This is a genomic window from Tsukamurella sp. 8F, assembly GCF_029167375.1.
Taxonomy (GTDB): domain Bacteria; phylum Actinomycetota; class Actinomycetes; order Mycobacteriales; family Mycobacteriaceae; genus Tsukamurella.
Genome location: NZ_JARFTP010000026.1, coordinates 1 through 13651, shown reverse-complemented (window position 1 = coordinate 13651; position 13651 = coordinate 1). Strand labels below are relative to the sequence as shown.

13 protein-coding genes and 1 pseudogene are annotated in these 13651 nt (G+C 70.9%); 4 read left to right on the top strand and 10 right to left on the bottom strand.

From position 1 onward, the window contains the following. Positions 1-58: 58 nt before the first annotated feature. Positions 59-835 (bottom strand): NAD(P)-binding domain-containing protein, encoded by a 777-nt coding sequence (locus tag P0W64_RS17275; RefSeq protein WP_275481401.1) that lies wholly within the window; start codon positions 833-835, stop codon positions 59-61. A 130-nt stretch (positions 836-965) separates the two neighbouring features. Here P0W64_RS17275 and P0W64_RS17270 point away from each other — a divergent pair, with 130 nt between their 5' ends. Further along, positions 966-1730 (top strand): hypothetical protein, encoded by a 765-nt coding sequence (locus P0W64_RS17270; protein ID WP_275481400.1) that lies wholly within the window; start codon positions 966-968, stop codon positions 1728-1730. On the opposite strand, the gene P0W64_RS17265 is transcribed toward P0W64_RS17270, so the two are convergent. From P0W64_RS17265 to P0W64_RS17245, 5 genes and pseudogenes are all read right to left on the bottom strand, one after another. After that, the gene (locus P0W64_RS17265; RefSeq protein WP_275481399.1) at positions 1727-2446 is read right to left on the bottom strand and encodes a dienelactone hydrolase family protein; all 720 of its coding nucleotides are present in this window, start codon (positions 2444-2446) and stop codon (positions 1727-1729) included. The genes P0W64_RS17270 and P0W64_RS17265 overlap by 4 nt on opposite strands. A gap of 39 nt (positions 2447-2485) precedes the next feature. Continuing rightward, positions 2486-2920 carry an SRPBCC family protein gene (locus P0W64_RS17260; protein WP_275481443.1) on the bottom strand — a complete coding sequence of 145 codons (435 nt, stop codon included), beginning with the start codon at positions 2918-2920 and terminating at the stop codon, positions 2486-2488. Between the two features lie 42 nt (positions 2921-2962). Further along, positions 2963-3583 (bottom strand): annotated as a pseudogene (locus P0W64_RS17255) (dihydrofolate reductase family protein); the annotation flags it as partial. A 9-nt stretch (positions 3584-3592) separates the two neighbouring features. After that, complete coding sequence (locus P0W64_RS17250; RefSeq protein WP_275481398.1) at positions 3593-4801, bottom strand: GGDEF domain-containing protein; 1209 nt, start codon at positions 4799-4801, stop codon at positions 3593-3595. A 78-nt stretch (positions 4802-4879) separates the two neighbouring features. Continuing rightward, entirely contained in the window at positions 4880-6697 is a 1818-nt protein-coding gene (locus tag P0W64_RS17245) for a DUF4407 domain-containing protein (protein ID WP_275481397.1), read from the bottom strand. A gap of 178 nt (positions 6698-6875) precedes the next feature. On the opposite strand from P0W64_RS17245, the gene P0W64_RS17240 reads away from it, so the two are divergent. Then, entirely contained in the window at positions 6876-8048 is a 1173-nt protein-coding gene (locus P0W64_RS17240) for a zinc-binding dehydrogenase (protein ID WP_275481396.1), read from the top strand. A gap of 4 nt (positions 8049-8052) precedes the next feature. Continuing rightward, on the top strand, positions 8053-8985 hold the full coding sequence (locus tag P0W64_RS17235) for an exodeoxyribonuclease III (RefSeq protein WP_275481395.1): 933 nt from the start codon (positions 8053-8055) through the stop codon (positions 8983-8985). Here P0W64_RS17235 and P0W64_RS17230 read toward each other — a convergent pair. From P0W64_RS17230 to P0W64_RS17215, 4 genes are all read right to left on the bottom strand, one after another. Then, a complete protein-coding gene (locus tag P0W64_RS17230) occupies positions 8982-10136 on the bottom strand; it encodes a cation:proton antiporter (protein WP_275481394.1) in 1155 nt (384 codons plus the stop codon). The genes P0W64_RS17235 and P0W64_RS17230 overlap by 4 nt on opposite strands. 26 nt (positions 10137-10162) lie before the next feature. Beyond that, positions 10163-11263, bottom strand: coding sequence for an alpha-hydroxy-acid oxidizing protein (locus P0W64_RS17225; RefSeq protein ID WP_275481442.1), 1101 nt, complete (start codon positions 11261-11263; stop codon positions 10163-10165). A gap of 69 nt (positions 11264-11332) precedes the next feature. Further along, complete coding sequence (locus P0W64_RS17220; RefSeq protein ID WP_275481393.1) at positions 11333-12115, bottom strand: alpha/beta fold hydrolase; 783 nt, start codon at positions 12113-12115, stop codon at positions 11333-11335. A gap of 44 nt (positions 12116-12159) precedes the next feature. Next, positions 12160-13029 (bottom strand): alpha/beta hydrolase-fold protein, encoded by an 870-nt coding sequence (locus P0W64_RS17215; protein ID WP_275481392.1) that lies wholly within the window; start codon positions 13027-13029, stop codon positions 12160-12162. A 104-nt stretch (positions 13030-13133) separates the two neighbouring features. On the opposite strand from P0W64_RS17215, the gene P0W64_RS17210 reads away from it, so the two are divergent. Beyond that, a complete protein-coding gene (locus P0W64_RS17210) occupies positions 13134-13577 on the top strand; it encodes a flavodoxin domain-containing protein (protein WP_275481391.1) in 444 nt (147 codons plus the stop codon). Positions 13578-13651: the final 74 nt, after the last annotated feature.

The following is a 13651-nucleotide window of genomic DNA, read 5'->3' as shown; positions in this document are numbered from 1 at the left end:
GTCTCGTGACGAGTGCCCCGCACACGCTCCGTGTGCGGGGCACCGCCTTCCCGCCGACTCAGCTCGGTTCGACTCTGGACAGGATCCTGTCTAGTGCATCTCGCAGGCGTTCTTCATTGCCGCTGTCGAGCCAACGACCGCGCAACTCAGCGTTGATGCCGCCTGGAGTCTCGTGCGCGGCCACTAGCGCGTCCAAAGGTCTCGACTCGTCCTCCAGAGCGCGCCCCACGCCGCGAAACAGGCTCCGTGCGAACCGGTCGGCACCGCCCGGTCGGAGTCCCCGGGCTGCAAGCCACTCGGACACGACCGCGACGTAACGCAGCTGACTCGACGCCGCAGCTGTCGCGGCGGACAGCGCGCTGAAGCCCTCCTCCGTCGGTGCCGCCACGACCCCGCCGAGCCTGGAGAACAGCTCTTCGGCCATCGGGTGCGACGGAAAGATCGCGGTGAGTCCGTCCCTCGAACGGACCGCGGGAAGCGGGATGGACCGAACCACAGGCACATCGCCGAGCAGGGCGCGCAGCGAGGCGCATGACCACCCCGCGGCCGCGCTGATCACCAAGCGATCTCGGGGCACTCGCACAGCACTGAGTACATCGTCGACGTCCTCTGGCCGGACCGTCAACAGAACGATGTCGGAACCGTCGACCACCTCTTGATTCCCCGGACAGATCTCCACCTCGTCGAACCGTTCGGCGAGCGATCTGGACAACTGCGCGCTGCGCGGCGAGAGAAGTATCCGAGGCGGGGAATCCGTTCTGCACAGACCCTCGACCATCGCCTCCGCGATGGCGCCGACACCGATGATCCCCACCCTGACCGTCTGATCCAGCATGGGCCCAGTGAAACACGGATCACCCGGTCCAGAGACTCACAGCCGGTTCCGAGCGGGAGATCAGACGGTGCGATGCCGCCGCGGCGAGTATCGGCTCACATACGCCGAACCGACCGTGAGGGAAGAGCCCATGCACGCCACACCACATCGCCGGGTCGCCGTGCCCTCGGCATGGTTCTGGGGGCTGGCCATCCTATGCACGCTAGCGGGAACTGCCGCCGCGCAACTACTCTCGTCGAGTCCGCCTGCGGCGCTCGCACTATCGGGTGGCGTCGTACTCACCCTGTGCGGCCTGCAACTCGCGTCCAGGCGGGGCATGCCGCCATTGCACTGGCTGACGTTCACCGCGATCGCGGTCTTCGGCTCGGTCGCGGTCCGCGGTGCGGACGACGTCGGGCTCCCCTACTTCGTGATCGCGCTCGGTGTCGGCGCGGGGCTGGCGGTCTGGCTCGGCGTGTGGCGCGCGACCGAGGGAAGTGCGCTGCCCGGATCCGTCGACACCCGCCGGCGCGAGGCCTGCTACTGGGGCGCGGTGCTGCTGGCGCTCACGCTCGGGAGCGCGCTGGCCGACTGGGGCCGCGCCGACGGCCGCCTAGGCTACTCGGCGACGCTGCTGCTCGCAGCACTGCTCACAGCCGCCCCAATGCTGCTGCGCCGGGTGACCGGCGTGGCTCCCGCAACCGTCCTGTGGGCCACTCTCGCCGCAGCACGGGCGCTCGCGGCCGCGGCCGCCGACTGGATGGTCAACGGAGTCGGTTGGACGCCTGAAACGGTCGGCATCGCGGCCGCGGCCGCGGCTGCCGTCATCGTGTTCGCGCTACGGTGGCACGACCATTCGCCAGCGGGCCGGCACGTACACCACCCTGCGCACGCCGCCTGGGCGCGACCGAGCTAGTCCTGGGCGGTCGCCCGCCCGAAGAAGTCCAGCAACCGAGACCACGCGTCCGCGGCGGGCCCGGCCCGGAAAGCGCTGGGATTGGTGTCGTTGAAGAACGCGTGGCCCGTGTTCTCGTACACGACAGCCTCGAAGTCGACCCCCGACCGGCGCATGGCGCGCTCGACGTCCGGCAGGGCACCGGTGATGCGCTCGTCGTCGGCGCCGTAGAACGCCAGCACAGGACCGGCGATCGCTGCGAGATCGGCGTCTTCCGGCGCCGATCCGTAGAAGGGCGCAGCGGCGGCGATCCGGCGGTCAGCGGCCGCAAGCGCGAACGCATAGGTCCCCCCGAAGCAGAAGCCGGTCACCGTCACCGTCGTCCCTGCGAGATCGTCGACGAGCGAGCTCAGGTGCGCCAGGGCCTGTTCCGCGAACTCGGGCGACCGGATGGGCGTCGTCTTCTCGCGCAGGAGCGGCTGCGCGCGGTGGCGTTCCTCTTCGGTGCCGTGCATCAACCGCTCGAGCTCGGCGCCCACTTCGGGGGTCAGCCCGACCGAGCTGAACAGATCGGGGGCGACGGCGGCATACCCCTCCGCCGCGAGGCGATCCGCGACCGACTTGATCTGACCGTTCAGGCCCCAGATCTCGTGGATGACCACGACCGCGCCACGCGGCGTGGAGGTGGGATCGGCCCGATAGTAGGGCAGACCGGACGTAGTGGATTCCATTGCCATGCAGTCGATCCTGCCACGCGAGGGGCCGTCGGTGCAGGCCTACGCGTGCCCCGCCGGGACGTCGCCCTGCTCAGCCAGCGTCGCAAGACGGTCGAGCGACGCCTGCAGCCGATCAGCCGTGGTCGAGCGCGCGCGGACCATCCGCCTCGGATCGGTGACGTGGGACCAGTCGTAGGAGTGCGTGACGCGGACGCCGCCATCGGGCAGGGGTTCGAGCTCCCATCGCCATATGTGGCCGGGAGGACGCCCGCCAGGCTCGGAGGGGCGCCACGCGAGCCGCCGCCCCTCCTCGAACTCGAAGACGTGGTTCTCCCGCTGCGCGCCCACCGTGAGCTCCATGGTGAAGACGTCGCCCACGGCTCGCACCCGCTGCCCCTCCGGAGCCTGCGCGAGGTTGTCGTTGCCGTCCCACCGCGGCTGCTGGGCAGGGTCCGCGATCAGCTCGAACAGCGCCGCGGCGTCGGCGGCAATCACTCGAGATGCGCTCGCGCCCTTCGGATGCCGCGTGAACGTCACATGCGTGACGCCGCTGGGCGAGGCCACGGATTCGATATCGAAGCGCTCCTCCAGACCCTCGAGACCCTGCCACAGCGACACTCCACGACCCAGCAGGATCGGTACCACGACGACGTGCAACGTGTCGACGAGGTCGGCCTCGAGGAACTCTCTGACGACGGTGGGACCGCCGCCGATACGCACGTCCAGCCCGCCGGCGGCCTCCCGGGCCGCATCCAACGCCTCACCCGGAGTCGAGTCGAGGAAGTGAAACGTGGTGTCGCCCATCTCCAGGGTCGGCCTAGGGTGGTGCGTCAGCACGAAGACGGGGGTGTGGAAGGGTGGCTCGTCGCCCCACCAGCCGCGCCATTCCTCGTTCTCCCATGGCCCACGCTGCGGCCCGAACTTGTTGCGGCCCATGATCTCCGCACCGATCCCGGGCGCCCACTGTGCGGCGACGGCCTGGTCGACACCGTTACCTCCACCCGGTAGGCCGTGCTGGGCACGCCACTGACGGGTCTCGAAGAACCACTCCATGAGCCGGCCGCCGGCATGACCGAACGGGGCGTCGAACGACTGGCCCTCTCCGGTTGCGAAGCCGTCGAGGGACACCGCGAGATTGTGCACGCGCACAGATGACATGGCGTCAGGCTACGCCGTGCGCGCCGGAGCGTGTTCGGGAAGCCTGTGTCGTCCGCCTGCAGCGACCACCGTGACATCCCGGCCGGAACGCTTCGCCCGGTACATCGCCTCGTCCGCCCGGGCGACCAGACTCTCCACCGCCAGCGCCCCCGTGTGCCCGATGGCGGCCACGGGCATGCGGAAGACCCCGACGCTTGCCGTCACCGGCACATGGTCGCCGCGCTGCGCGATGGCGGCTCGCACAGTGTCACCGAGCCACTCCGCCGCGGCTCCGGTGCGGACGTCGACGACGGCGAACTCCTCCCCTCCGACACGGCCGACCACGGCCTCCGGGCCGACGCTGCGCTGGATCTGCCGGGCGACGTGCTCGAGGACGCGGTCGCCCGCGGCGTGGCCCTGCTGGTCGTTGACGTCCTTGAAGTGGTCGATGTCGACCAGGACCGCGACGATCTCCTCGCCCGGCTCAGCGCGCGCGAGACGCGCGGCGGCCCGGTTCAGGAAACCGCGACGATTGAGCACCCCGGTGAGCGGGTCCAGGTCGGCCGAGATCGCATCACCGCCCATCGTCCACACCAGCACCTGTGTGACGACGGGCAACGCTATGGTCACGATCAGCAGGATCATCGCCTTGACCGCCGCCAGCCCCCAACCGAACTGCGTCGCGATCGGCGGCACGAACGTGGCTATCCCCACCGCCGCGATCGCCACCTGTACCAACAGCACGCGCTGGCTGTGCAGGAAGGCGGCGTACATCGCGATCAGCGCCAGCGTCGCGAGACCGAGCGCACCGGCCATGGGATCGGTGTCGGACCAGGACACCGCGACGATCGCGAGTTCCGACGACACCACGAACGCCGTCGACTCGACGCGCCCCGGCATAGGGCCGAACCACCAGCGGAAGGCCCACGCGAGACCGACCACGACGCCGACGGTCGGGCCGACGACATTCGTCAACGGCGCAGGTGCGCCCGGCACCACGCCGATCTGCACGATCACGGGCATCAGGGCCAGTGCGCAACTGCACAGCCCGACGAGGATGCGCATCGCCGTCGCCAAGCCACGCGAGCGGCAGTATTCGACCCGCTCGCCGTACTGCAGGTCGGCCGTCCACCAGCCCTGGATCAACGTCCAGAGGACTGCGGACCGCGCCCGCGCGACGACCCCCATCCCGCACCAACCGTCTCTCCTATGGACCGAGATCCCCGATCCACTACCCATCCGTTCAGGATGCAGAATAGCGACAGACCAGGAGACGCAGGACACATGCCCGTGGCTGTGGTCCACCTGACGGACGAGTCAATCGCGAGACGGCCCCAACGCGCGTCTCCCGGATGCATCGATCCCCTGCCGCGCCGCCCCCTCCAGGCCACGCCCGGCACCCGCGTCCACGGCGGCTCGGTCCGCGTCGGGTGCGACCGAGCCCTCGACCCAGTCCCGTCCGGGCGTCGCGTCCTCGGTCGCGGGCGCGCTCGACTCGACGGTAACTCGACGGACCCGCCGCATCGAGAACGTCACCTCCTCGACCTCCTCGAACGCGTGCCGCACGGTGCGCAGAGGTCGGGTACCCGCGTCGAAGGCGTTGGTGACGAGCGACGGGACGAACGGGCGCACCCATCGCCCGGCAGCCCGGTTCACGTCGTCGAGTACGGGCACCGCCGGCAGGAACGGGATCAGCTTGCCGTCATCGTCCGGCGCAGGCTCGTGCACGGCTGGCAGGGCCCCGCCCGACGACTCCTGGTCCGCGGCGGGCTCGGCCGGCTCGGCGACCGCCGCGGGTCGCGAACCCCGGTGGCGTCCTACTGCCGAGGGAACCTCAGCACCCAGGCTGGCGGCCTCGGCAGCAAGCGCGATCGGCAGGAAGCCGTCGTCGTCGCCGGCCGGCGGCAGCGTGCTGCGCGGAGGCAGCGGACTGCTGGGCGGGACCCCACGCACGCTGCGGCGTGTGGTGAGGCGTACCGACTCGACCGGGGCGAACTGCACCGTCGGCGGGTCGGAGTCACGCCCGATCCCGGCCTGCGCCAGCCCGCGCTCGATGCCGCTGCGCGCCACGGCCGTCTCGGCGTCCGCGGCCATCCGGTTCTCGGCGAGCCGTTGCTCGGTCCACACCGCGTCCACTTCCGAACGCGCCTGCGCCGCACGCACGGCGATATCGGTGTCCGCGCGCGCCTCCGCGGCCCCCGCCGCCGCCCGCACGGATGCCGCGTGGTCCTGCCGCGTCGTCCCGCGCCAGCGCCGCACCGCGAGCGGAAGTACCGCGAGAGCGACTCCCGCGAGGTCGACGGCGATACGCAGCAGCAGAGCGGAACCGTCGCGCTTCGTCACGCGGCCCAGCGCGAGCCAGCGGATACCGATCCCCCGGTCGGCCGAGTCGACCGCCGACCTGCGTGCCGTGGAGGCGGCATCGGCACGCCGCTCGACGCGCTGGTCCAGACCCGCGGACTGCTGCGTGCGGGCCGCGACGGCGGCATCGAGCTCCGCCTGTACGCGCGCGAGCTCGGCGTCCGCGGTACGGGTCTCCGGCCCCTGGCCGGGTACGCCGGTGATGCGGGTCTGCGGGCACGTGGCTGTGGGCCGGAACTCGCAGCGCGCGACGACGAGGGCCCGGTCGCGGGCGGCGGTGGCCTTGTCCACGGCAGCGTCGAGGGCCGCCCGGTCTGAGCGGGCGTCTGCCAACGCGGCGTTCGCATCCGTCACCGCGGGAGCCGACGCAGCCTGCGCATACGCGCGCTGGGTGACCTCCGGGCCGATGCGTCCGCCGAGGAGGACGAGGGCGGCGCACTCGCCGATGAGGAGACCGATCAGTGCTGCGACGGCGACGCGAGCAGCGAACGCGTCGCGCACGCGCCCCTGCAGCAGGGCACGGGACACCGCGAACACGATCGCTCCGGCGGCGACGGCGCCCAGCACACCGGCGACGACGGCGCCGTCGGCAGCCAGCGCGAGGCCGCATGCCATGGCCGCGACCAGCACCAGCACTGCGACCACCACGCCCGCGGTCGCATAGGTCGCGCGGTCGTCGCGCTCGGCGGCCTCGGTGGGCCGCCCGCCGCCCAGCCAGACGGCGGTAGCGGTCATCGGGGTGATGCCGCGGGGCTCAGGGGTTCTATGCGTCATCTCACGACTCCCTACCTCGGTGGACCTCAGACTGACAGCCCCCGCCACGCCTCACCGAATCCTGGGCTCGTGATACGCGTCACACCGACTTCTATCAACCCGCTCACGCACCGCGAAGAACCACGATTACCCTGGCCCGGAGCGCCCGGACGGGCGGGCCTGCGACGACGGAGGACCAATGAAGGCAGTGATCTGTTCGGGTGGCGAGTTCACGGTGAGCGAGGTGCCCGCTCCCGAGCCCGGCCACGGCCAGTTGGTGCTCGACGTCGCGTACGCGGGTATCTGCGGATCGGACCTGCACGCCCGCGGCCATGCCGACGAGGTCGCTGATCTCATGGACCGGGTCGGCCAGCCTGGCTTCATGCGCTCGGCGGAACGGGTGGTGATGGGCCACGAGTTCGTGGGACGCGTCGCCGCGTACGGTCCGGGCACGCGAAAGCGCTGGCCCGTCGGGACCCGCATCGTCGCCCTGCCGATCCGCAAGTGCGGCGACGACGCCCAGCTGACCGGCTTCTCGACGCAGTCCCCGGGTGCATACGCACAGCAGGTGGTCGTGGAGGAAGCGATGGCGATCCCGGTTCCCGATTCCCTCACCGACGAGCAGGCGGCGCTCACAGAGCCTATGTCGGTCGCATGGCACGCGGTGCGCCGCGCCGACGTCTCGCGCGGACGGACCGCGATCGTGGTGGGTTGCGGTCCCATCGGGCTCGCCGTGATCGCGATGCTGCGGGCCTCGGGTGTGAAGCGGATCGTGGCCAGCGACCTGTCGCAACGCCGGCGCGAACTGGCGCGCGAGATGGGCGCGACGACCGTCGTCGACCCGCGCGAGCAGTCGCCGTGGGACGCGTACACGGCCAAGAACGAGATCCGCCGCTACTCCGAACTCGCGCTCCTGGGCATCTCGACGATGAAGCAACTCCGCATCGTCGATCGACTGCCGTGGTGGAAGGTGTTTCGGCTCGCGGAGCGCATCGGCGCCGTACCGGGCGGACCCGTCGTCTTCGAGTGCGTCGGTATTCCGGGGATGATCGACTCGATCATCGCCGAGGCTCCGCTGCAGTCGCGCGTCGCGGTGGTCGGCGTATGTATGGAACCCGACACGATCCTGCCGGCGCTCGCGATCAGCAAGGAGATCGACCTGCGCTTCATGTTCGGCTACGACCCAGGCGAGTTCCGCGACACGCTGCACATGATCGCGAACGGCAAGGTGGACGTGCGACCGCTCATCACGGGTCGCGTCGGTCTCGAGGGCACAGCGGCCGCGTTCGATGCGCTCGGCGACCCGGAGACCCACGCGAAGATCCTGGTATCGCCCACCAGTTCGGCCACGACGCCGGAGCCGGTCGCCTAGCGATATGGCCGAACCGTTCACCGCGGCCTCCTTCAACGTCAACGGCATCCGTGCTTCCACGCGGCGCGGATTCGCCGACTGGCTCGCGACGCGCTCCCCCGACGCCGCCGCGCTGCAGGAGATGCGATGTCCGGTCTCCGAGCTCCCGGCCTTCCGCGGGTACCACCTCGCATACGACCCCGGCACGCTCGCAGGGCGCAACGGGGTCGCGGTTCTCACCCGCGAGCCCCCGGAGGCTGTACGCACCTGGGGTTCGACGGTGTGGCTCTCGGGTCCATCCGTCGCCGGGGGGCGGAGCGGTGATTCCGTCGCGGCCGGGCGGGGCGGTGCACTCGCCCGCGGGCTGGCCACGTACGCGGCCGAGGGGCGGTACATCGAGGTCGACCTGACCGACCGCCCGGTCACCGTCGCCTGCCTGTACCTCCCGAAGGGAGGCCTACCCGCGCACATGCAGAAGAGCGGCGGCATGCGGGACGCCCCCGACGGCGGCGCGAAGTACCTACGCAAGATGCGCTTCCTGGGCTCCTTCGCCCGTCAGCTGGACCGCGCGCGGCTGGCCGCGCGCGCACGTGGCCGCGAGTTCCTGCTGATGGGTGACCTCAACATCGCGCACACCGAGCTGGACGTGACCCGGTGGCGCCCGGCGCAGAAGATGGAGGGCTTCCTGCCCGAGGAACGGCAGTGGCTCGGCGCGCGGCTCGGCCCGCGCACCCTGGTCGACGTGGTCCGCATGCTGCATCCCGGCGAACCCGGGCCGCTCTCGTGGTGGAGTTGGCTGGGTCGGTCGTTCGAGAACGACGTGGGCTGGCGCATCGACTACCACCTCGCGAGCCCGGCGCTGGCCCGCACGGCGGCGTGGGCCGGCGTCGACCGTGCAGCGACCCGGGAGCAGCGCATGAGCGACCACGCTCCGGTTGTGGTCGGCTACGAGCTCTAGCGCGCCTCCGCCGATGCAGGAGCGGAAGCTCTTGCGCGAGCGGCGATCCCGGCGGCCGCGGCCGCCCCGGCGATGGTTATCAGCGCCCCGAGCACGATCGCGGCGGCCTCCCCGGGCACCAGCACATGCAGTTGTTGCCCGACGGTGACCGCCGCAACCGGGACGCCGATCTGCGCGGCGGCCAGGGCACCCAGGGACAGGGGCTGGCCGAGTAACCGCATAGCAGCGTGCACAGCAATCGCGCCGCCTCCGAGGGCGAGGCCGAGCACGATCGACCTCGGGTGCGCGCCGAACTCGCGCAGGTCGATCCGCGCTCCGAGCCATACGAAGAACAGCGGCGCGAGAAAACCCTCGCCTATCGCGAACAACTGGTGCGCGACCCGCCGCGGCTCCCCCACACCCGCGACTGCGAGGCCCAGCGCGAAACCGGCGAGCATGACCGATACGCCAGCCGCGGTGGCGAGCGCAGCAAGCGCGAACAGGCCGACGAGACTCACCCGCAACTCGATCGCGAACTTCCGGTCCTCCGAGACCTGATGCACGCGCCTGCGGAGACCCGATCGCTCGGCCCAGCGCATCGCCGCGAACAACACCGCCGCACACCCGGCCACCGCTACGGCGCCGAGCGCCGCCGCAGCGGCGTGTCGCGCGTCGACCACCAACGGGAGAGCGACGATGCACACCGTATCCGCGATGGCGACCTGGGCTGTGGTGGCGAGCACGTTGTCGCCGGTCAGTCCCACACCGTCGATGATGGGCAGCACCACCGCGGCCGACGACGACGCCATGAGCACGGCGTACACACCGGCGTGGCCGGTCTCGAAGGCCGCCGCGAGTCCGTATCCGATGACTGCTGCGAAGACGCCGACCGCAGCGGCCCGGACCGCCCCCCTGCCCAGTGCCGCGCGCACCTGCGGATCCCGCACGGGCACATGGGTTCCCGCGATGAACATGACGACGGCGAACCCGATGTCGGCGAGAAAGGTGAAGACGTGGTCGCCCGGATGGAGCACACGCAGCCCGGTGACACCGAACACGACACCCGCGCCGAGCTCCCCGACGATGACCGGGATGTGCCAGCTCTGTCGCCACGCGAGCAGCGGGCCCAGCAGCCCCAGCACAATGACGAGGGCGAGAGTCGAGAAGGTCACCGCGCGAGTGTGTCACGCGCGGAGCGCTATTCGGCGCGCTTGACCACCTCGAGCTCGGAAATCGACGCATAACAGTCCGCCGCCATGGTCAGGTCGGCCTCCGCGAGCATGGACCGCACCACGTGCACCACGCCCTCCCGGCCGCCCAACGCCAGGCCGTAGACATAGGGACGCGCGATGCCCGCGAGGACCGCGCCGAGGCCGACGACCCGCAGGATGTCGACACCGTCCCGGACACCGGAGTCGAACGTGACGGGCAGGCCGGATGCCTCGATGACGTCGGCGAGGTGCGCGATAGCGGGTATGCCGCCGTTGGCCTGGCGCCCGCCGTGATTCGAGCACGCGATCGCGTCGACGCCCTCGGCTGCGGCGCGGCGGGCGTCGCCGGGGTGGCAGATGCCCTTGAGCACGATCGGTAGGTCGGTGAGCCGTCGGATGCGGGCGACGTCCTCCCACGAGAAGGTCGGCTTGGAGAACAGCGATGCCCAGACGATCCCGGCGTGCTGCGGCGCAGGAGCGTCGGAGCCGGCGATCTCGAGGAATCGCGGGTCGGTCGTGTAGTTCGCGAGGCATCTTCCCCGCAGGAACGGGATGTACGCGTTGGCCAGGTCCCGGGGGCGCCAGCCGAGCGATCCCGTGTCGAGGGTGATCGCGAGGGCGTCGAAGCCCGCGGCCGCCGCGCGCTTGACGAGACTGTCGGTCAGGACGTCGTCCTTGGTCGGGTAGAGCTGGAACATCGCGAACGAGTCCCCACGCGCATCGGCGATCTCCTCGAGCGGCGCATCCGACAGGGTCGAATACATCGCCGCGACGCCGAGCTCGGCTGCGGCACGGGCTGTCTCGACGTCGCCGTCGGGGTACGCCATACCGTTGGCGCCTACCGGGCACAGAAACACCGGCGCGTCGAGTCGGCGCCCCAGGAAAGACGTGGAGAGGTCTCGGGCCGTGCGATCGCGCAGCATGCGCGGCACGAAGCCGTAGCGGCGCAGCTCGGACACGTTGACGTCCTGGGTGTACTCGTCGCCCGCGCCGCCACGGATGTAGTCGAAGGCCTCGTGGTCGAGCACATCCCCGGCCCTGCGCTCCAACTCGGCGAACGAGAAGGGCAGCCTCCGATGCCGGGCCATGAGGCCCTCCGCGTAGATCGGATCCTGGAACGCGCCGAAGGTCGTCATGATCGCGACGCTAGCAGCCGGTCAGCCCGCCAGGAATCCGACGGCGTCCGGCGTTGCGCGCGGCTCCTCCAGGTAATAGCCGTGCCGCATCCCCGGGTAGGTGACGACCCGCGCAGCGCCGACCGCGTCCGCGAGGATGCGTGCATTGTCCGGCAGGCACATCGGGTCGTCGGCGCCGTGCAGAACCAACGTGGGTGCTTCCACGGTCGACAGGGCCGCGAAGGCGTCATGGTCCATGCTCGCGCCGAAGTGCTGGCGCTGCGCACGCAGCGATCGCGGCGCCGCGAGGACCGCCCCCGCCTCCGGCGGATCGGCGTCGAGCCACCCGGGCGTGAAGAACATCTCCAGTAGCTTGCGACGGTCCGAGCGCATGAGGATCCGCAGGGCTTCCTCGGGGAGCGGCACGCCGCGTCGGTCGCCGACGGTCGTGGCGCCGAGCACGAGACGGGACACGCGGACCGGGTGCTCGACGGCAAGCCACTGTGCGATGCGCCCACCCATCGAGAATCCGTATACGCCGGCGGACGCGATGCCGGCCGCGTCGAGCACCGAGGCCGCGTCCTGCGCGCCGTATCGCGTGCTCCAACCGCCGTCGGGGAACCTGTCGTCGCTGCGGCCGACACCGCGGTGGTCGTACGTCACGACGGGACCGAGCACGCGGAACGCATCGACGACGGGGTGCCACGCCTTCGCCCCGAGGGACTGGCCGGCGATGAGCAGCGTCGCCCGGTCGGCTCCGGATACGGTCGCGGGGTGGACGTGGTACCAGAGCTGCGCGCCGTCGGAGGCGGTGGCGAACGACATGCCGTCCACTATCGCGGGTAGGGCGACGCCTTCGCCGGGCGGGTTCACGCCGACAGGTGCCCGCCGATGAATCGGAGCTGGTCGGGCATCGCCCTGACCCATACGGCGGGGTCGTGCCCGCCGGGGAGGTACGCGTGTGCGGGCCGCGGCGCGAACGAGTCGATGAACGCCGTGGTGGCCGCGTAGAACGGGTCCGCGATGCCGATGTCGATGCGCTTCGGGACAGGCGCGAGTTCGTCGATCAGCGCGAAGAGGTCGTTGGCAGCGAAGTCCTGAGCCGAGTCATAGGCTCCCGCCGCGGTGTCGGCTGCGCGGCGCCAGATCGCCGGGCCCTCCGCGCCGACGACCGCGGTGCGTCGCTCACCGAGCCGTGCGGCCAGGAGCAGAGCACCGTACCCACCCATCGACGTGCCCTGAAATCCGACTCGGGACGTGTCGAAGCCCTGCCGGGCCAGGAGCGGCAGGAACTCCTGCAGGATCATCGCACCGCGATCCGTGCCATCCGAGCGCCGGTGGTAATAGGAGTGGTCGCCGCCGTCGATCGAGGCCAGCGCGAAGGGGGGCACTCCCTCGTCGACCGCCTCCTGGAGCGAGCGATCCATGTGCAATCCGTCGAAGGCCGCGCGATGGTCGCCGCCCTTGCCGTGCAATACGACGACCACCCGCATCGGACCGCCGCGGGCGGGACGTGCGATCGAGTACCCGACCTCGGCGCGCGCTGCGAGGGACGTGAACGCGCCGCTCGTGACGCGCACGCCTGCGCGGACCGGGGTGCCGCCGGGCGCCGGGAGTATGCGGCCGACTACCTCCTCTCCCACCCCTGTCGCCGCTGCCGCCCCCACCGCTCCGAGCGCTGCGGCGCCCAGGCCGAACCCGATGAATGTGCGCCTGGTCACACCGAGTGATCCCCCCATGCACCCTCCCGTACCGAAACCCCCTGGCAGCGCGATAGCGAGCCGGTCACACCCGCGTGAACAGATGTGAGGGCCGCCTCGAGCGCGCAGTACACTCTACGGTCATGTCTGTACACATCTTCTACGGTTCGTCGACGGGGACCGCCGAGGGCGCGGCCAATTCGATGGTCGAGGTGTTCGAGAAGCAGGGCCCCGTGGAAGTCCACGACATGATGGACGGCGAGACCGACGCGCTCGACCCGGGCTCCTTCCACGTCTTCGTGTGCGCCACGTACGGCGAGGGCGAACTCCCCGCCGGTGCCGAGTACTTCTTCGAGACGCTCGGCGACGAGGAGCCGGACCTGGCCGGTCTGCGGTTCGCGGTGTTCGGTCTCGGCGACACGATCTACGACGACACCTATAACGCCGCGGGCAAGATCATCACCGCCAAGATCACCGAGCTGGGCGGCGAGCGCGTCGGCGAGCGCGCCGAGCACGACAACTCCGGCGAGGACGACCCCGAGGAGACCGCCGTCGAGTGGGCGCAGGGGATCCTCCCGCTGATCTGACCGGTCCGAGCGCAAAGGCGTGCCCCCGTCGGCGACGGGGGCACGCCGCTGTGCGGGGGGTCCGCGAGCGGGAA

Excerpts from the sequence above, each read along its gene's own strand:
- P0W64_RS17265 (WP_275481399.1), bottom strand. The coding sequence starts at position 2,446 with ATGGCAATGGAATCCACTACGTCCGGTCTGCCCTACTATCGGGCCGAT.
- P0W64_RS17225 (WP_275481442.1), bottom strand. The coding sequence starts at position 11,263 with ATGGCCCGGCATCGGAGGCTGCCCTTCTCGTTCGCCGAGTTGGAGCGC.
- P0W64_RS17250 (WP_275481398.1), bottom strand. The coding sequence starts at position 4,801 with ATGGGTAGTGGATCGGGGATCTCGGTCCATAGGAGAGACGGTTGGTGC.
- P0W64_RS17210 (WP_275481391.1), top strand. The coding sequence starts at position 13,134 with ATGTCTGTACACATCTTCTACGGTTCGTCGACGGGGACCGCCGAGGGC.
- P0W64_RS17215 (WP_275481392.1), bottom strand. The coding sequence starts at position 13,029 with ATGGGGGGATCACTCGGTGTGACCAGGCGCACATTCATCGGGTTCGGC.
- P0W64_RS17245 (WP_275481397.1), bottom strand. The coding sequence starts at position 6,697 with ATGACGCATAGAACCCCTGAGCCCCGCGGCATCACCCCGATGACCGCT.
- P0W64_RS17235 (WP_275481395.1), top strand. The coding sequence starts at position 8,053 with ATGGCCGAACCGTTCACCGCGGCCTCCTTCAACGTCAACGGCATCCGT.
- P0W64_RS17240 (WP_275481396.1), top strand. The coding sequence starts at position 6,876 with ATGAAGGCAGTGATCTGTTCGGGTGGCGAGTTCACGGTGAGCGAGGTG.
- P0W64_RS17270 (WP_275481400.1), top strand. The coding sequence starts at position 966 with ATGCACGCCACACCACATCGCCGGGTCGCCGTGCCCTCGGCATGGTTC.
- P0W64_RS17275 (WP_275481401.1), bottom strand. The coding sequence starts at position 835 with ATGCTGGATCAGACGGTCAGGGTGGGGATCATCGGTGTCGGCGCCATC.
- P0W64_RS17220 (WP_275481393.1), bottom strand. The coding sequence starts at position 12,115 with ATGTCGTTCGCCACCGCCTCCGACGGCGCGCAGCTCTGGTACCACGTC.